The 17,755-nt window shown below is 34.5% G+C and carries 16 protein-coding genes; 5 read left to right on the top strand and 11 right to left on the bottom strand.

Going from position 1 to position 17,755, the window contains the following annotated elements:
- Positions 1-93: 93 nt before the first annotated feature.
- The 4 genes from NK356_RS12245 to NK356_RS12230 form a co-directional block, all read right to left on the bottom strand.
- Positions 94-1,113 (bottom strand): hypothetical protein, encoded by a 1,020-nt coding sequence (locus NK356_RS12245; RefSeq protein WP_253317094.1) that lies wholly within the window; start codon positions 1,111-1,113, stop codon positions 94-96.
- Between the two features lie 100 nt (positions 1,114-1,213).
- Positions 1,214-1,726, bottom strand: coding sequence for a hypothetical protein (locus tag NK356_RS12240; protein WP_034694012.1), 513 nt, complete (start codon positions 1,724-1,726; stop codon positions 1,214-1,216).
- A 6-nt stretch (positions 1,727-1,732) separates the two neighbouring features.
- Positions 1,733-2,275 (bottom strand): hypothetical protein, encoded by a 543-nt coding sequence (locus NK356_RS12235; protein ID WP_034694013.1) that lies wholly within the window; start codon positions 2,273-2,275, stop codon positions 1,733-1,735.
- A 16-nt stretch (positions 2,276-2,291) separates the two neighbouring features.
- Entirely contained in the window at positions 2,292-2,843 is a 552-nt protein-coding gene (locus tag NK356_RS12230; protein ID WP_034694015.1) for an RNA polymerase sigma factor, read from the bottom strand.
- A 181-nt stretch (positions 2,844-3,024) separates the two neighbouring features.
- Between NK356_RS12230 and NK356_RS12225 the strand changes: the two genes are divergently transcribed.
- From NK356_RS12225 to NK356_RS12210, 4 genes are all read left to right on the top strand, one after another.
- Positions 3,025-3,774, top strand: coding sequence for a Rossmann-like and DUF2520 domain-containing protein (locus tag NK356_RS12225; protein WP_253317093.1), 750 nt, complete (start codon positions 3,025-3,027; stop codon positions 3,772-3,774).
- Positions 3,764-4,282, top strand: coding sequence for an HAD family hydrolase (locus NK356_RS12220; RefSeq protein WP_034694018.1), 519 nt, complete (start codon positions 3,764-3,766; stop codon positions 4,280-4,282). Before NK356_RS12225 ends, NK356_RS12220 begins: the two co-directional genes overlap by 11 nt.
- Positions 4,283-4,290: 8 nt before the next feature.
- On the top strand, positions 4,291-4,854 hold the full coding sequence (locus NK356_RS12215) for a nucleoside triphosphate pyrophosphatase (RefSeq protein WP_034694021.1): 564 nt from the start codon (positions 4,291-4,293) through the stop codon (positions 4,852-4,854).
- Positions 4,855-5,002: 148 nt separating this feature from the next.
- Positions 5,003-7,561, top strand: a complete 2,559-nt coding sequence (locus NK356_RS12210) for a lipopolysaccharide assembly protein LapB (protein ID WP_253317092.1) — start codon at positions 5,003-5,005, stop codon at positions 7,559-7,561.
- A gap of 17 nt (positions 7,562-7,578) precedes the next feature.
- Here the strand turns inward: NK356_RS12210 and tsaB are convergent, their stop codons facing one another.
- The 7 genes from tsaB to rpiB all read right to left on the bottom strand — a co-directional run bounded on the left by tsaB (position 7,579) and on the right by rpiB (position 14,373).
- On the bottom strand, positions 7,579-8,259 hold the full coding sequence (gene tsaB / locus NK356_RS12205) for a tRNA (adenosine(37)-N6)-threonylcarbamoyltransferase complex dimerization subunit type 1 TsaB (protein ID WP_034694025.1): 681 nt from the start codon (positions 8,257-8,259) through the stop codon (positions 7,579-7,581).
- Positions 8,260-8,340: 81 nt separating this feature from the next.
- Complete coding sequence (locus tag NK356_RS12200; RefSeq protein ID WP_253317091.1) at positions 8,341-9,090, bottom strand: SDR family NAD(P)-dependent oxidoreductase; 750 nt, start codon at positions 9,088-9,090, stop codon at positions 8,341-8,343.
- Between the two features lie 82 nt (positions 9,091-9,172).
- Positions 9,173-9,544: a YraN family protein gene (locus NK356_RS12195; protein ID WP_253317090.1), complete on the bottom strand. Its 372-nt coding sequence runs from the start codon at positions 9,542-9,544 to the stop codon at positions 9,173-9,175.
- A 42-nt stretch (positions 9,545-9,586) separates the two neighbouring features.
- Positions 9,587-10,516 carry an LD-carboxypeptidase gene (locus NK356_RS12190; RefSeq protein WP_253317089.1) on the bottom strand — a complete coding sequence of 310 codons (930 nt, stop codon included), beginning with the start codon at positions 10,514-10,516 and terminating at the stop codon, positions 9,587-9,589.
- Positions 10,513-11,199: a LysE family translocator gene (locus tag NK356_RS12185; protein ID WP_034694031.1), complete on the bottom strand. Its 687-nt coding sequence runs from the start codon at positions 11,197-11,199 to the stop codon at positions 10,513-10,515. Before NK356_RS12185 ends, NK356_RS12190 begins: the two co-directional genes overlap by 4 nt.
- Before the next feature lie 249 nt (positions 11,200-11,448).
- Complete coding sequence (rnr, locus tag NK356_RS12180) at positions 11,449-13,602, bottom strand: ribonuclease R (RefSeq protein ID WP_253317088.1); 2,154 nt, start codon at positions 13,600-13,602, stop codon at positions 11,449-11,451.
- Positions 13,603-13,938: 336 nt separating this feature from the next.
- A complete protein-coding gene (gene rpiB / locus NK356_RS12175; protein WP_034694035.1) occupies positions 13,939-14,373 on the bottom strand; it encodes a ribose 5-phosphate isomerase B in 435 nt (144 codons plus the stop codon).
- 644 nt (positions 14,374-15,017) lie between these two features.
- Between rpiB and pgk the strand changes: the two genes are divergently transcribed.
- Complete coding sequence (gene pgk, locus NK356_RS12170) at positions 15,018-16,208, top strand: phosphoglycerate kinase (RefSeq protein WP_034694037.1); 1,191 nt, start codon at positions 15,018-15,020, stop codon at positions 16,206-16,208.
- Positions 16,209-17,755 lie beyond the last annotated feature (1,547 nt).

Below are 17,755 nucleotides of genomic sequence, written 5' to 3'. Positions count from 1 at the left end.
AATGCAGGAGAATTTTTCATTCTTAATTCTTTCTTTTAACTGAAACACAGATAACAATAAGAAGAGAGGTAAAATTTTCCCTCTTTTTAAATATTATTTTGTTTTGCCAAAGTCTTCGGGTAATAGATAATTTCCAGTAAAAGGATCAAGATAAACTTTAGGTCCTGCAGTATTCTTTTTTTTACCTGATAAACTGACATCGATCACAGCACCAATAACACCACCAATCAAACCACCCGCAGCAGCACCAATTGTAACCCCGGTTGTAGCCGTTTCAGGAAATAATTCTGCTTTTGTTGCTTCTATAAAAACTCCATTATCATCTTTGAAAATCTCAGTGTAACCCACAGGAATATTTTTGTACGCGATGCCCTTATAGACAAAAGCATAGAAATGTCTTATTGCTGTTTTTTCATCTCCTTTTACAGCCTTTGTAACGATTCCTTTATCATTCGCCTGCAAAGTAAATCCTGGTTCAGGATTGTGGGTAAAAAAGCTGTAATAGTCTTTATAAGCCCCTTCTTTAAGTTCGTTTGCTTTTAGAATGCTCAGTTTTTCTTTTAATACAGAGGTATAATCAGAAAAATCATTTTCTGAAATACTAAGTTCCCAAGGCGTCGCTTTATAAGAGTCCTTAAAAAGATCGGTAAGAATTAAAGTCACTTTTCTTGCCAGGCTTTGTGCCAGATAAGGTGTTGTACGGGATGAGACGGTTGCGATAGTGTCTATTCTATCCATAAAATGATATCCGTCTTCTTTCTTAATAAATGTACTTGCCTTTAATTCAAGCTTTCCGATAGAGTACTTTTCCTTCTTATCTTCTGAAATACTTAAATTTTCAAGCAAAAAAACCATATCATTATTTCCTCGTGTCGGATTGTACTTATAAAACCAATCCTGTATGTCTTTGCCTGCATTATTTTCGAAAACAACTTTCACTTCATCCTTATGGTACATGACCATTCCGATTTCCTGATTGGATCTTTGATCTATCACCGTAAAACTTTTGATAGAGTTTTTGCTGTCTTTAATAGATTTTGAAAGATCAATTGTTTCTGTTTTCTGACCCCATAATACGATCGAAAACAATAAAAAGAAAAGTACTTTTTTCATAGATAAACTTTGTAGTAAAAATAATTTTTTTTGGTGTAAAATTAAACGGCTCTCACAGAAAAAATCTGTAAGAGCCGTCCAACATTAAAAAAATAAACTATTATGGGTTCTGTTTAGTTCCGGAAGCATTGTTATTATTTCCGTGAGGCTTTCTTTCATCCATTTTATCCTTCATCATCTTTTCGGATTGAAACAGTTTCAGAACTTTTTGGCAGGGAATTACCTGCTGCATTTTATCTGCATATTTTTTCCTGTTATCCAATAGCTTCTGCCCTACTTCAAAACTTTGCTGCAACTTAGCTTTCGCTTCGTCATCTGATAAAGTTTCGGGATCAAAGTTAGAATTAAACTGACTTTTTATCTGCTTCTGGCTATCCAGATATTCGTTATACAATTGTGTAAATTCGGCTTTATCATCTGGATCGACATTCAGATTATCCATGATCATATTATTCCTGAATTTCTTCAGGAGATCTTTTCTTTCTTCCGGAGAAAGATTATTGATGACTTCTTTCCTTTGTTTAGGATCCATCTTTTTCCAATCATAATCTGTCCTTTGGGCGTTTAATCCAAAGCCATAAATAATCAAAAACGTCAATAATATCTTTTTCATTTTCTTTTAATTATAAATATCCAAATAAACGTCCTGAGTCGAATTACTTGCTAACTCTGCAATTTCAGAATTAGAAAACGAGTCCAGATATTCATTCATTCGTGTTTCTTCTTTTTTCTTTACAGTTTTCACCGGTTTAGGGCTCTCTGCTGTTTTTTTAGTTTCGCTTACACTTTTAGAAGCATAAACATTGTTATTTTTTTGATTTTCAACTGTTTGATTATTATTTTCAACAGAAGTTAAATCAGATTTTAAAGTTTCATAAGCCAGCTCGCTTTCTGTTTTGGGCTCTCCGTTATTGGCAACATAGGTTGTTTTAGAGTTCAGGATTTGTTCCGTGGAATTGTTATCTGAATTAAAAACATAAGTTGCTCCAAAAATCAAAGCCAGTGATGCAGCTGCTGCATACATCCAGTTCAGCTTAAAGACAGGTGCTTTTTTACTTGTCTTTATATCATTCATAACGCTCTCCTGAATACTTTCAAACATATTATCAGGAACTGTGTAAATGTTTTTACGCTCTAATTTTTCTATGTCGAACTCTTTCATCTTTGTTGGTCAAAAATTATTTTTCGTAATTTTCTTTAATATAATCTTCTATTTTCTGTTTGGCATAATGATAATTCGTTTTCAACGTCCCTACCGACATATCTACAATTTTTGATATTTCTTCGTAAGGTAAATCATCATAATACCGCATCATAAATACCAGTTTCTGCTTTTCGGGCAGACTCTGTATAGCGTTCTGCAGTAAAATCTGTATTTCTTCAGCATCACCTTCTGTATTATCTGCAACAAGATTCTGCATATGATACTCCGGATCCTCATCCGTTTTCTGCATTTTTTTCATTTTGTTAACCTGCTGTAACGCTTCGTTGGTAGCGATTCTGTACAACCAGGTATACAACTGGCTATCATTTTTGAACTGATGAAAATTCTGATATGCTTTAATAAAAGTTTCCTGCAAAGTATCCTGTGCAAGATCTCCGTCCACAATAATTCTTCTTATGTGCCAGTACAATCTGCTTTGATAGGCGTCCATCAAGGCACGAACCCCTTTATCCTGGGTCCGTGGATTCTGCATCAACGAAATTATTTCCGCGTCCTTAATCTTCATAAGATGCCTTCATTGTTTTGGATTACAAAAATAGCTGAAAGTTAAATTAAAAATTCAATTTTCAATGTAAATATTAAAAATAATATGAGACACTTACGCAATAAACGTGCCTATATTGAAGTACAGGATTTCTGAAGTGTTCTTCCTTTCCCGGCTCAGCTTAAAATCTTATATTTGTTATATGCAAATTGTAATCATCGGTTCCGGAAATGTTGCCTATCATATGGCAAAAGCTTTCACTTTGAAGGATATTCCTCTGGCCCAGATTTTTGGGAGGAACGAAAAAGAATTAGGTAAAATTTCTGAAGAATTAAATATTCCTTACTCTACAGATCATCTGGAAGAAGCAGATCTTTATATTCTTTGTGTAAGTGATCATTCTGTAGAAGAAGTTTCAAAAATTATTACCAAAAAAGATTGCCTGGTTGCCCATACCTCAGGATCTCTTCCAAAAGAAGTTCTGGCTGGTAAGTATAGAAAATCCAGCTTCTACCCTTTACAGACTTTTTCAAAATCCAAAGAACTGGAATATGAAAAAATTCCGTTTTTCATAGAGGCAGAAAATGAAAAAGATCAGAAAATATTGTTTGATCTTGCTTCAAAGATTTCGGAAAGAGTAATGGAAAGCAATCATGAAAAAAGAAAATATATTCACCTGACGGCTGTTTTTGCCTGCAATTTTGTGAATCATCTTTTTTCAAGAGCTAAAGAAATTTCAGATTCCCAGGATATTCCGTTTGATTATTTCTTACCCCTCATTGATGAAACGGTTCAGAAAATTCATGAAATTGAACCCAAAATGGCACAAACCGGTCCGGCAGTAAGAAATGATGTAAGGATTTTACAGCTGCATGAACAGTTATTAAAAGACGAAAGTCTTGAAATTTATAAAACAATGAATCATTCTATTCAGAAAATGTATGAGTTATAAAGAGAAATTAAAAGATATTAAAGCATTTGTATTTGATGTTGACGGAGTTTTCACTGACGGAAGTGTTTATCTTCTTCCCGGAGGAAATATGTGCAGGGTAATGAATGTTCTGGACGGATATGCGGTAGTAAAAGCCTTAAAAAACAATTATTTAATCGGTGTTATTACCGGAGGAAATGATGAAATGGTAAAGCACAGAATCAATTATCTGGGGATTCAGGATTACTATCCGAAGTCTCACAATAAAATAGATGATTTCGAAGACTTTAAGAAGAAATATAATCTTAAAAATGAAGAAATTCTGACCATGGGTGATGATCTTCCGGATATTCATATCATGGAAAGTTCAGCCATTGCGGCATGTCCTGAAAATGCTGTTCCTGAAGTAAAAGGAATTTCCGATTATATTTCCCCTAAAAAAGGAGGAACGGGTGCAGTTCGTGATGTAATTGAACAGGTAATGAAAGTTCAGGGGAACTGGCATGACGATAATACTCAATCTGTATAAGTATCTGTATGAAATTACTTTTAGCATCACAATCCCCAAGGAGAAAAGAACTTCTTTCGAGTTTAGGCTTTGAATTTGAAGTCGTAAAAATAGACTGTGAAGAAATTATCCCGGAAAATATCAAAATAGAAGACGCTGCAGCTTATCTTTCTGACTTAAAAGCTTCAGCTTTCAGAGATCTGGAAGCGGGTGAAGTACTTCTGACCGCCGATACGGTAGTCGCTATCGATAATCAGATCCTGGGAAAACCTAAAGATGAAGAAGACGCTTTTACCATGCTTCAAAGTCTTTCGGGAAGAACACATCAGGTCTACACGGGAATTACCATCAAAACAGCCAATAAGTCTTTTACAGAAACAGATGTAGCGGATGTTACTCTGGACAAACTTTCAGAGGAAGAAATAACCTATTACATTCAGAATTATAAGCCTTTTGATAAAGCCGGCAGTTATGGTGTTCAGGAATGGCTGGGAATGGCAAAGATCACAAGCCTTACAGGAAGTTATTATACCATTATGGGACTTCCTACTCATCTTGTTTATAAAATTCTGAAAGAATCTTCTCTTATTTAAAAGATTATCAGGTTCAAAACGCTCATTAAAGAAGAAATAAAATACTTCCTGAAGAAATATAAATATTATTCATTATAAAATTTTATTATTTTTACAAAATCATCAAACTGCTGATAATAAAAAGCAGATTAGCGAGTTATATTGAATAATGAAAAAGAATATATTATTCCTTTTAGTCATATGTCTAGTTGCTTCATGTGCTACCAAAACAAAAAAGCCGGAGCAGCGTTCAAGAGTATTGAAAGGATTTTCCACATATTATAACACATTATTTAATGCAAAAGATGCATTAAACAGTGAGTTTACCACCAGAGACAAAGGGCATAAGGACAACTTTTATGCTCCTTATATTCCTATTCTGACTTACGAAGAACAGCCTTTGGGAAGTGATCTTGGACAGACTGAGGCTTTTGCCGAAAATTCTATGAAGATGGCTGAAGTAGCCAACAGACCTTCGGGAAGAGGTAATTCAGGAGTTCCGAATATCCCTGGAGGACCTCCGGGAGGCGGGCCTTCAAGACCTGACGGGGAACAGTCTAAAGGAGCTACTACGCTGGAAATTGCAGAAGCAAAAGCTTTAAAAGCTATTAATAAATATTCTGTAACCAGAAATGGTGAAGAGAAAAATAAACAGATTTTTGATGCCTACATGATCCTTGCCCAGGCAAGAATTTATCGGGGCAAATCTCTTGAGGCACTTGACGCTCTGAATTATGTTTTCACCCGTATGAAAGATGATAAAAGGATTGCACTCGCAAGAATTTATCAAGGGCTTGCGTATGATAAAATCAAAGATTATCACAGGGCACATGAAACTTTTGCCAAACTGAAAAGTGAAGATATCAGTAAAAGCTATGCAAAGCTTCTGAGTATTTATTATTCTGAATCTTTGCTTGATGCCGGGAAGAAAGAAGAGGCCGCCAAAGAACTTGATAATGCTTTTGAACTGAACAGCAACAGAAAACTGAAGAGTAGAATCGCTTATCTGAGAGGTCAGGTTCTGGAAAATCTGAACCAGAATGATAAAGCAAGAGAAAGCTATGCTGCAGCGTATAAATATGCCAGTGATTTCGAATTTGAAGTAAAATCTCAGGTTGCCATCGCCAAAACTTTTAACGGTAAAGGTGACTATGCCGGAGCAAAAAATTATCTGGAAGGAATCAGTAAAAAAGGAATGTATGGCTCCAGAAAAAATGAATTTTACTATGCTTTAGGGTTAATGGCCAATAAAGCTGGTAAAAAGGATGAAGCTCAGCAATTCTTCAGAAAATCCCTTTTTGAAAAGGTTTCTGATCCTCAGATCCGTGGATTGGCTTATTATGAAATAGGAAAAAGCTACCTTGACAAAAATGATTATATCGGAGCTGGAAGTTATTATGATTCTGCGCTTGCTGTAATGACCTATGAACCTTCAAAGATCTTATTAAAGGATCAATCCGAATACATCAAAAAGATTTCCAAAAACTATTATCTTATTAAAAAGAATGACAGTATTCTTTCTCTGGCAAAGATGAATGATGGCCAGAAAACAGATTATTTCACAAAATATATTGCCAAACTAAAGATTAAAGAAGAGAAAGAAGAACAGGAAAGAAGACGTGCAGAAAGAAGTAAAGGTTTTGATACCGGAGATTATAGTGCCAACTCTATTTTTGCCAACAGCTCTAATTCTTTTGAGGACTTCGGAATCACGACAAAAGGATTTTATTTCAGCAATTCAGGAACGGTAAGCAAAGGTACCTCTTCATTTAAGCAAATCTGGGGAGACCGTGCTCTTGCTGATAACTGGCGTTCTTCTAAGAAAATGGCCTCTATTGAAGATATGAAAAATGAAGCGTTAGGAGTAACTTCAGCGCCCAATCCAAGACGTTTTGAGCCTGCGTACTATATTGAACAGATTCCTACAGATCAGGGAAAATTATCTCAGTTAAAAAAAGACAGAGATACCGCTTCTTTAGGTTTGGGAATTATGTATCAGAATTATTTTACCAATACTCCACTGGCTACGAAAACGCTTTATGACCTTGTAGATGTAAAACCGGAAGAAAAAGTAATGCTACAGGCACTGTATGAGATTTTTGCTATGAATTATGAGAAAAATCCACAGGCTTCTGAAAGAGCAAAACAAATTCTCTTAGCTGATTATCCTTATACTTCTTACGCTGAATTTGCCAGAAATCCTAAGAACAAGTCATTTGTAAAATCAACTGAAGAAGTTGAAAACGAATACAAAAAGGCGTATGCGTTATTTGAATCAGAAAAATTTGTGGAAAGTAAAGATATTATAGATCAGACGATTCAAAAGTTTCCGAAAGATGCACTGGTTCCTAAACTGTATTTATTAAATGCTTTCAATGCAGGAAAATCAAGTGGGAAGGAAGTTATGATTCTGCAGTTGGAACAGATTGCCCTGAATTATTCCAAAACACCTGAAGGGATAAGAGCTAAAGAAATGCTGAATTATCTGAAAAGTGACCTCAGCTTCCAGGCAACGGACAATAAAGGAAATAATATTCCTCAACAACCATCAGGAGCGCCTGTACAACCTAACACCCAAAATACGGGAGTTCCACAAATGAACAGTGGAAAAGTACAGAAGCTGGATAATATAAATACAGTTCAACAGGCAAGTCCGGGTCAACCACAAAATCCTAAAAAACCTAATGAGACAAAATCAGGATCGAAGATCCCGCCAAGACCTCAATAAAATAAAAAAGCGAAGATTTATTCTTCGCTTTTCTTTTTCTTTACTCCATGGAAATCTTTGAGATAAAAAGGCTCAAAATAAGCCATATCTTCAAATTCTTTGTTTTGTATTTTCTCCAGAGTCTTTCTGATGAGATATTGTGCAGAAGGATAAACATCTTCTTTAAAAACAGCATCAGGGAGATTCAGAATCTCTTTTGCTTTTTTAGCACCATCCCCTACAAACAGAACTTTTTTATCTTTAAATTCTTCAAAAGAAGTTTCATCTAAAATCTTAGCTTCGGTCTTGGATAACTCCTCCCCTGTTTTACCGTCATAAACGGCCGTATAAACCTCCATTCTCCTTGCGTCGATCAAAGGTATTATAAAATCGTAGTTATCGCCTAAAAAAGGCTCTATCATACTTTCAAGAGAATTCACTGCTATCAAAGGAACTTTGAGTCCATAACAAAACCCTTTTGCTGAGGCTGCTCCGATTCTTAAGCCGGTATAAGATCCGGGTCCTTTTCCTAAAGAAACGGCTTCAATATCTTTAAGCGAAATTCCCGCTCCTTCCAATGCCCATTCAACATAGGTGTGAAGACTTTCGGATTGTTTATAGTTTTCAGAAACTTCTTCGCAAAGGCATAATAGCTTCTCATCGTCTGATATGGCTACTGAACAGTTCTTGGATGATGTTTCCAGATATAGAATTTTCATTTTTTTGTTTTAAGCTAAACAGCAATATTGCAAAAGCAAAATCGCATTTAATTTTCTGCAAATTTACTCCATTATTTTGGACTATTTTCTATAAATCGTTCTTGGTTCAGCCTGAGCACTTGGATAGATGGTCATATCTGAAATGGTAACATGTTTCGGTGCGTTCACACAGTAAGCAATAGCATCAGCAATATCTTCTGCCTTCAAAGGTTCATAACCTGCATATACAGTTGAAGCCTTCTCACTGTCACCTTTGAATCTTATCAAAGAGAAATCTGTTTCTACAGCACCGGGCTGAATGTTGGTCACTTTGATTCCAAATTCAGTAAGTTCCAGTCTCATTCCTTCTGAAATAACGTCTACTGCTTTCTTCGTTGCACAGTACACTACTCCATTCGCATAAGTTTGTCTTGCTGCGACAGAACTGATATTTACAATATGACCTAAATTTTTAGTTTTCATAATTGGAATAATCATTTTGGAAACATAGAGTAATCCCTTTACATTTCCGTCAATCATAGAATCCCAGTCATTGGTCTTACCTGCTGATAGAGGATCTAATCCGTGAGCATTACCTGCGTTATTAATCAGAACATCAATCTCTTTCCAATTTTCAGGAAGAGAATTAATAGCGGTTTCAACTTCTTCGAGATTCCTTACATCAAACATTAAACTAAATATTTCGGTAAATTCAGAAAGTTCTGTTTTTACAGTTTCCAGCACCTCACTTCTCCTTCCACAAATAATAATTCTGTTTCCTTGTTTTGCAAGAAGCTCTGCAGTGGCTTTACCTATGCCAGAAGTGGCTCCGGTGATCAATATTGTCTTCATAAAATTGGTTGTTACATGTCTGAATGCACTCCTCTATCAATGTCATGATTCTGTTACATTCAAACATTGTTGTATTGATTTATTAATTTGCATCAAAGGCCTGAAAAGCATCTTTGATATGGTCTATGATTAAGTCTTTATTATCATCGGGAAGAACGGAGATAATATCAAATCTGACTTCCTGATCTTTATTAAATTCCTCCATATAATGATCGGCTGCAGAAACAATAGATTTTATCTTTGTTTTTGTGACAGCTTCCTGAGGGAGCATAAAGGCATCGGTAGATCTTGCTTTCACTTCCACGATAATAATCTGGTTATCTTTTTCAGCAATGATATCAATTTCGTTTTGTTTAAAACGAAAGTTTCTGGCCTTGATTTTATAACCATTTTTCTGAAGATAATCAGCAGCGAGATTTTCTGCTATTTTTCCAAAATCATTATGATGAGCCATAGTATGTATTTAAGAGTTTGGAGATAAGAGAGTAGTGCTGCTTTAAAAATCTATTTTTACTTTAGCATCCACTTTCATTTTCATATTTGCACCGATTAAAAGTGGCCTGTTGTCTTTAATGTGTCCATTCGGGAAAGCAAATACTACGGGGAATTTATATTTTGAAATTCTGTCAGAAATAAGCTTATATACGAACTCATCAAAGCTTTCTTCATAGCTTTTATTTTCCTTTTCATCTCCCATATTGGTCATTCCACCAACAATCAATCCTTTGATTTTATTGAAGACACCTGCCAGCTCCAGACTCATAATCATACGGTCCAGTGCATAGAAGTTTTCTCCGATATCTTCAATAAACAGAATCTTGTCTTTAAAATCGAATGAATATTTGGTTCCCAGAAGGGCGTAGATAAGGGCTAAATTCCCTCCAACCAATTCTCCTTGGATATTCCCTTTTTTGTTTAAAGGATGAGATTTAAGGCTGTATTTAGGCTTTTTGCCTTTAAGGATATCAAAGATCAGATCATAGCTTTCATCTGTCACTCCAAAACTGGATGTTTTGATGGTCTGTCCATGAATGGAAACAAAACCTTTCTTAAGCAGATAACTTTGTATGACTGTATTGTCTGAATATCCGATATACCATTTCGGGTTTTCTGTAAAGTTTTTCAACTTCAGGTGCTGAAGCAGATGCTGGCATCCGTAACCACCTCTGGAAGCCCATATAGCTTTTATTTCCGTATCATTTAAGGCCCAGTTGATATCTTTTGTTCTTTCCTTTTCTGTTCCGGCGTAATTATATCCGTTTGAAAATTTAGTGTAGAGATGTTCTCCGAGAACAGGTTCAAAACCTCTACTTTTAATCATTTCTATTCCCTTTTCCAGTTGAGTCGTATCTACTGCTCCTGCAGGGGAAATAACAGCTATTTTGTCTCCTTTTTTAAGAGACTTTGGAAAGATCATTTTTTTCATTTTGTTTTTTGATATTTTACTTCTTTCTTTTCTGCTTCCTCCAGCTGTTTTTCAAATTGGTTGAACTTTTTAAAACTCTGCAGGAAAATAAAGAAACTGAAGATAATAAGAATACAGCCAACAACTCTTCTGATTTGGTTGGCTAGTTTTTGTGTTAATTTATCGTGAAATTGCTTGGCCAGAAATATCTTGGCAAGATCTATAGACAGGTAAGTGGCCAGTACTATGCTGATGTATAAAATAAAACTGCTGGTGTCCGGATATTGATTCCTTACGGAAATTACCGTTACCAGCCAGAAAAGGATGACTCCAACATTCAGAAGATTAAAGAAAAAACCATTGAAAAAGGTCTTAATATAATTTTGACCAATGATCTTTTCTTCTCCGGGCATGTGCATTTTGGTTTTGGTTACCAGCATCACAATTCCATAGATGAAAATAAGAATAGAGGTGATCCTGTAAAAACCGGGATGTTTATCAATTAAAGAAACAATATCTGTACTGGCATAGTACGCCGCTACAATGCATAATAAATCTGCAGTAATCACACCAAGATCTAGTGACAAGGCATGTCTGGGGCCTCTGGAAAAGCTGGTTTCAATTAACAGGAAAAAAATAGGTCCTATGAAAACCAGGCTCAGCATAAATCCTAATATGATGGCAGATAGTACAAGTTCTAGCATTAAGTGGTGTTTTAAAATGAATAAAAATTCATTTCGTTTAATACAAAGTTAGACTTTATGATTTAATTATTCAATAAAGTTGTGATATATCAAGTAGATTTTAATCAGACTTTAATGTAAAATTTTTAAGAAATAGGAGAGGAGCGTTAATTTCATACTTTTTAATGCTAAAAAAACAAAAGACCGATGGTTTTATAATCCATCAGTCTTTATAATTTTATTTACAGTCTTGTTAAAGACCTACTTATTTTACTTCACAATCTGGAAGTCAAGCTGCTTCTGAATCAGATTGGCTTTTACCACTTTGATCTGAACTTCATCCCCCAACTGGTATTTATTTCCGTGTCTAATTCCGTATACGGCATGGGTTTTTGCATCATACATATAGGAATCGTCCACAAGATCTCTAAGCTTGATAAGACCTTCAGCTCCATTTTCAGGAATTTCAACCCAGAAACCAAATTCTGCTACTCCGGAAATCACTCCTTTGAATGTTTCTCCCAGATGTTTTTCCATGAATTTCACCTGCATGAATTTGATGGAGTCTCTTTCCGCATCTGCTGCCAGTCTTTCCATCGCACTGCAGTGTTTTGCTTTTTCTTCAAGCTCACCTCTGTTCGGAGATTTTCCTCCATCCAGATAATGCTGAAGAAGACGGTGTGCAAGCAAATCCGGGTAACGACGGATGGGAGAGGTGAAGTGGCTGTAATACTCAAACCCCAAACCGTAGTGGCCAATAGGTTCTGTAGAGTATACCGCTTTACTCATACTTCTCATCGCAAGAGTTTCAATCATATTTTCTTCCCCTTTTCCTTTTACATCATGAAGAAGTTTATTCAAAGATGCAGCCACTTTTTTGGTATTGGCCAAATCCATTTTATATCCGAAAGTAGCAACGAAGTCTCTCAACGATTCCAGTTTTGCAGGATCCGGATCGTCGTGAACCCTGTAAATAAATGTATTGTTAGTGATCTCACCTTTTCTTGAAAGAGATACAAATTCTGATACTTTTTTATTGGCTAAAAGCATGAATTCCTCGATCAGGTGGTTGGAGTCTTTACTGATTTTAAAGTACACACCAATCGGCTCATTATTTTCATCAAGATTGAATCTTACTTCACTTCTGTCAAAAGTAATAGCTCCTTTTCTGATACGTTCATGACGCATTATTTTCGCCAGTTTATCAAGCGTATTGATTTCTTCCGCCAGATCTCCCTGTCCGGTTTCAATACGTTCCTGTGCTTCCTCATAAGTGAATCTTCTGTCTGAATGGATCACCGTTCTTCCAAACCACTGTCTCTGAATTTCAGCATTGTCATTCAGTTCAAAAACAGCTGAGAAGGTATATTTATCTTCGTGTGGACGAAGGGAGCAAACATCATTACTCAAAACTTCCGGCAGCATCGGCACAACCCTGTCAACAAGATATACCGAAGTAGCTCTCTGATACGCTTCATCATCCAGAATAGTTCCCGGCACTACATAATGAGATACGTCTGCAATATGAACTCCGATTTCCCAGTTTCCGTTTTCCAGTTTTCTCATGGATAAAGCATCATCAAAGTCCTTCGCATCCTTAGGGTCAATGGTAAATGTACAGATATTACGCATATCCCATCGCTTCGTAACTTCTTCATCCGTAATACTTCTGTCAATTTTATCTGCATCAGCTTCTACTTCCGATGGAAATTCATAAGGAAGACCATATTCTGCAAGGATAGAGTGGATCTCCGTTTCATGTTCTCCCGGAGCACCCAGCACCTGAATGATTTCACCTTCCGGATTTTTATCACCAGGTCTCCATTCTGTCATTTTTACAATAACCTTATCACCATCTTCAGCTGTGCTGAATTTTCCTTTCGGAATGAAGATATCTGTGTTGATTGATTTTTTATCGCAAACCACAAACCCAAATTCCTTGTGAGCAACCTTCTGAAAGGTCCCTACAAATTCCGTTCTGGTACGTTCCAAAACTTCCAAAACAGAGCCTTCCAGTTTCTTTCCTTTATAATGATAAGTTATAATAAGAACCTTATCTCCCTGCAATGCATCCTTCACATTTTTGGAGTGAACGAAGACATCATCTTCCAAACCTTCCACGCTTACATAAGCATTTCCACTTTGGTTAAAGTCAATAGTTCCGGTAAGCGTTCCTGCGATTTTCAGGTTCACGATATATTTTCCTTTTTCTACTTCCTTGATTTTTTCAGATCCCTGAAGTTTGTGCAGTGCCTGGATCACAAGTTCCCTTTGTCTTGGATTCTTGTAATCTATTCCGTCAGCGATCTGCTTATAATTATAAATTTTGGATGAATTTGCATTCATAAAACGGAGGATCATTCTTCCGATCTCCATCATTTTTAAATCATTTTTATGACTTATATATTTTCTTTTTTTTGGCATTTTAATTTTCTTTTAATTGTTTTGGTCTTATCTCAACTAAGACCTTTTTCTAAATCTTCCTTATTCGTTCCTTTGTATAAGGTTATTCAATTTCATCATTAGAATCTTTCCGTAAATCATCAGAAATTATCTTTCAGTTTGCTTACAACGGGAGCTTTAGTTTTGTATAAATTTAATACAATTCTGGAGAAGAAAAGAGAAAAACCTTTTATTAAATATGTTTCAAATATAAGAAAGGCTTTGGAGAATAATAGAGTGTAATTTCTATTGGACACTGCAAATGTACGAATAAAAAATAAATAAGGCTTGTAAAGTGATTTACAAGCCTTATTATAATTAGCAAACTGCAATTTTGTCAACTCTGTTCTGGTGTCTTCCACCTTCGAAGTCTGTTGAAAGAAATTTATCTACAATTTCAAGAGCCAGTTCTTTAGATATAAATCTTGCCGGCATTGAAATCATGTTGGCATCATTATGTTGTCTTGCCAGTGTTGCAATCTCCGGCATCCAGCATAATGCGCATCTTATCTTCTGGTGCTTGTTCGCAGTGATCTGAACTCCGTTTCCGCTTCCACAGATCAGAATTCCCAGCTCATTTTCTCCGTTTTCCACAGAGGTTGCCGCAGGGTGTACAAAGTCCGGATAATCCACACTGTTTGTGGAAAACGTTCCAAAATCCTGAACTTCAAAACGTTCTGAAAGGTAGTTCTTAACAATCTCCTTATATTCATAGCCTGCATGGTCCGCTGCGATAGCAATTTTTCTTTTCATAATACTCTTATTAAGCTTTATTAGATTCTATTTCCTTACAAAGGTAAGAATAATAACAATTCGTGTTAGTAAACCCTGAGTTAATTGTGAAAAGGTATGTGAATAACTGTGGAAAACTTTTCTCAACTTTCTATTTTTAAAGATCAATTTATTTCGTAATAGAAAATCTTTCCTCAAACTTTTACCACAACTTTCCAGATGTTTTCTTCAGCTATCCCCAGATTTTTCCATAATAAAATAACTAATAATGGTTTCATTTCAAAGTTATCAACATTTGTTAATAAGTGTGTGAAATAGCGGGTTTACAGGGATTTATATTGTGAGTTAAATATGAGTTGAATAAAAGTTGAATGTTATCAATTTTTAGCTTAAAACTTATCCCCGAAACTAACAACACTCAACAACAACTACATTATTCTTTTTTTTAAAAGAGAAAAAATTGTTGATTAATGGGTGATTGGGTTCGGGGAAAGTTTTTGAAAACTTTTATTTTAATCAAACTGTTGAAAAAGTTTAAAACCTTACATTTGTGAAACAAAAATTCAATAAGATTTATGAAATTGTTCTTGCGAGATTTTACCGAAAGCTAAAACGGATTTTGAGCACGGCGGTTTCATAGGGCTTAGCAAAAAATAAATCTACTTATGAAAACAATCAATGATCTTAATTTTAAAGATAAGAAGGCTCTGGTAAGAGTGGACTTCAATGTTCCACAGGACGATCAACTGAAGGTGACGGACAACACAAGAATTGTGGCTGTGAAACCAACGGTGGAAAAGATCCTTAATGATGGTGGTTCTGTCATCTTAATCACACACCTTGGAAGACCTAAGGGAGAGGTTAAAGATGAATTTTCTCTTAAACATATTGTTGGCGAAGTTTCTGCAGTTTTAGGACAGGAAGTGAAATTTGTTGATGAATGTATTGGAGAGAAGGCAGAGCAAGCAGCTGCAGATTTAAAACCAGGAGAGATCTTACTATTGGAAAATGTACGTTTTCATAACGAGGAGGAAAAAGGAGACGCTGCATTCGCAGAGAAGCTTTCAAAGTTAGGAGATGCTTATGTAAATGATGCATTTGGTACGGCGCACAGAGCTCATGCTTCCACAGCAGTAATCGCTCAATATTTTCCATCAACTAAATATTTCGGTTTACTAATGGCTAAAGAGCTTCAGGCAATCGATAAAGTATTAAAAAGTGGTGAGAAACCAGTTACAGCTATTTTGGGTGGTTCTAAAGTTTCAACTAAAATTACCATTATAGAAAATATTCTTCCTGCAGTAGATAATCTGATCATTGGTGGAGGTATGGCATTTACTTTTATTAAGGCTCTTGGAGGGAAAATCGGTAATTCTCTTGTAGAAGAAGATAAACTTCCTTTGGCCCTTGAGATTTTAGGAAAAGCTAAAGAGCACAAAGTAAAAGTATATCTTCCGTCTGATGCCATCATCGCTGAAAGCTTTAGTAATGATGTGGAGAGAAAAGAAGTTGATATTTATACAATTCCTGAAGGATGGATGGGACTTGATGCAGGTCACAAATCAAGAGATCAGTTCAATGATGTATTATTAAACTCAAGAACAATTCTTTGGAATGGGCCAATTGGTGTTTTTGAAATGTCAAATTTTGCTGGCGGAACAGTTGCATTAGGGGAGAGTATTGCTGAAGCAACAAGATTAGGAGCTTTCTCTTTAGTAGGAGGAGGAGACAGTGTTGCTTTCGTGAAGCAATTCGGATATGCTGATCAGGTAAGCTATGTTTCTACCGGAGGTGGAGCAATGCTTGAAAGTCTTGAAGGACTTGAATTACCAGGAGTAGCTGCAATCAATAATTAATAGAAAATAACAGATATTTTAAAGCCTGCTAATTATATTAGCAGGCTTTTTTATTTCTTAAACTTAAAGAAAATCCTTTATTGATCGGAGTTTTAATACTATTTTAGATATAACTTATAGTTATATAGAGAAGGGTTGAATTCTCTTTCAGAGACTTATGTTTTTCAGGAAATTTATGATCAGAATATTTTTGTAAAATTTATAAATTTATGTGATTTTATTTCTGGTTTTATTCTCATTTTAGTTTGATAAATGACCATTATTTTTGCAAAACAATTGATATAAAAAGTGGTATTTTTTCTATGAATTATACCTTGTATTTCGAAAAATATAGAAGAAGTAGTTGATATGATTTTATGAAAATTGCTAGTAGATTGGAAGGAGAGATTTGTTATTTTTTTCCAATTGTAAGCAGGCTTTAATTATCTTTTTTTGAAAAAGAACTTTTGTGAGTAGTTTTAAAATTACCGGTTTCTGGTAATAGTATTTTATATTGTTTTAGTATTTAAATTTCTATTAGAAAAATGGAAAATATAATTTTTTGAAAACTTTAAATCTTTAATTCAAAGATTCATTTATTTCACATAATAGTGATAGTGTTGTATCTTGTTGATTATTAATTATTAAACTTAATTATTAACTATTTTACCATTTATTATTTTCATGTGATAATCTTACTAAAATAATAGAAATCAATAGGTAAGTATATTAAAATGAATAAGTTAATTAGTTTTTGATTTTTTAAGATTTCTTTCCAGGATAAATTTAAGTAAGTTTTAACTTTTTATTTCTTAAACTTATAAAGTTGCTATGAATTTAAAATCATTTAGTGCTTTTAAATTTTTTTATTGATTTTTGATTTTTGAAATTCTCTATAATTATTAATTTTTACTTTTTCCAGTTTTCTTAAAAAGTAGAAACTTTCAATTTTTATCATTTTTATTTTTTGAAATAGTGTAAAATTATTTTTTATCAAAAATGATAGAGTGGAGTAGGGGAGCTTCTTTTTTTTATGGTGGAAGAATTACTTTAGGAAGAAATTGGATTTTCTATTTTTTGTCGTTAGAAATATATTTACCGGATCAGCTTTAATTTTTTCTTTGCAATAAAAATGCTGAAAATTGACCTTCATAAATAGCTTTAAAATCGACTTTCTGTCTTTTTTAGAGTATTTATATATTATTTTATTTTGAGGTTAATTTAAAGCTGTTTTCGTGATAATCTATCCTGTTAAAACTAAATTTCTTCTCTTTTTCGCTGTTTTTTATGCTTTTGTTAAAATTTGAATTAAAAAGTTCAAGGAATACTTTAAGAAGATAAAAGGATAGGTAATTTGTATTTCTCTTTATTTTTTTAAATGGAGTAAGGGAGATATTTTTTTATTGATTGGTAAGGAATGTAAATTTCAATTTTATTTTTAAGTTTTCTAAAATAGGAGTAGAACTTAAAATATGAATGTAATCCATAAAAAAGAAAACTCAGGAGAAAAAATCCTGAGTTTTTTATTTTTTAAGTTAAAAATGCTGAAAATTGACCTTCATAAATGG

Origin of the sequence: Chryseobacterium sp. S0630 (genome assembly GCF_024158915.1) — a bacterium.
GTDB lineage: Bacteria > Bacteroidota > Bacteroidia > Flavobacteriales > Weeksellaceae > Chryseobacterium.
Note: the sequence above shows the minus strand (reverse complement) of the source record. Positions and strands in the feature narration are given on the sequence as shown.

Coding starts and splice junctions, on each gene's coding strand:
- NK356_RS12245 (WP_253317094.1), bottom strand. CDS start 1,113: ATGAAAAAAGTACTTTTCTTTTTATTGTTTTCGATCGTATTATGGGGT.
- NK356_RS12240 (WP_034694012.1), bottom strand. CDS start 1,726: ATGAAAAAGATATTATTGACGTTTTTGATTATTTATGGCTTTGGATTA.
- NK356_RS12235 (WP_034694013.1), bottom strand. CDS start 2,275: ATGAAAGAGTTCGACATAGAAAAATTAGAGCGTAAAAACATTTACACA.
- NK356_RS12230 (WP_034694015.1), bottom strand. CDS start 2,843: ATGAAGATTAAGGACGCGGAAATAATTTCGTTGATGCAGAATCCACGG.
- NK356_RS12225 (WP_253317093.1), top strand. CDS start 3,025: ATGCAAATTGTAATCATCGGTTCCGGAAATGTTGCCTATCATATGGCA.
- NK356_RS12220 (WP_034694018.1), top strand. CDS start 3,764: ATGAGTTATAAAGAGAAATTAAAAGATATTAAAGCATTTGTATTTGAT.
- NK356_RS12215 (WP_034694021.1), top strand. CDS start 4,291: ATGAAATTACTTTTAGCATCACAATCCCCAAGGAGAAAAGAACTTCTT.
- NK356_RS12210 (WP_253317092.1), top strand. CDS start 5,003: ATGAAAAAGAATATATTATTCCTTTTAGTCATATGTCTAGTTGCTTCA.
- tsaB (WP_034694025.1), bottom strand. CDS start 8,259: ATGAAAATTCTATATCTGGAAACATCATCCAAGAACTGTTCAGTAGCC.
- NK356_RS12200 (WP_253317091.1), bottom strand. CDS start 9,090: ATGAAGACAATATTGATCACCGGAGCCACTTCTGGCATAGGTAAAGCC.
- NK356_RS12195 (WP_253317090.1), bottom strand. CDS start 9,544: ATGGCTCATCATAATGATTTTGGAAAAATAGCAGAAAATCTCGCTGCT.
- NK356_RS12190 (WP_253317089.1), bottom strand. CDS start 10,516: ATGAAAAAAATGATCTTTCCAAAGTCTCTTAAAAAAGGAGACAAAATA.
- NK356_RS12185 (WP_034694031.1), bottom strand. CDS start 11,199: ATGCTAGAACTTGTACTATCTGCCATCATATTAGGATTTATGCTGAGC.
- rnr (WP_253317088.1), bottom strand. CDS start 13,602: ATGCCAAAAAAAAGAAAATATATAAGTCATAAAAATGATTTAAAAATG.
- rpiB (WP_034694035.1), bottom strand. CDS start 14,373: ATGAAAAGAAAAATTGCTATCGCAGCGGACCATGCAGGCTATGAATAT.
- pgk (WP_034694037.1), top strand. CDS start 15,018: ATGAAAACAATCAATGATCTTAATTTTAAAGATAAGAAGGCTCTGGTA.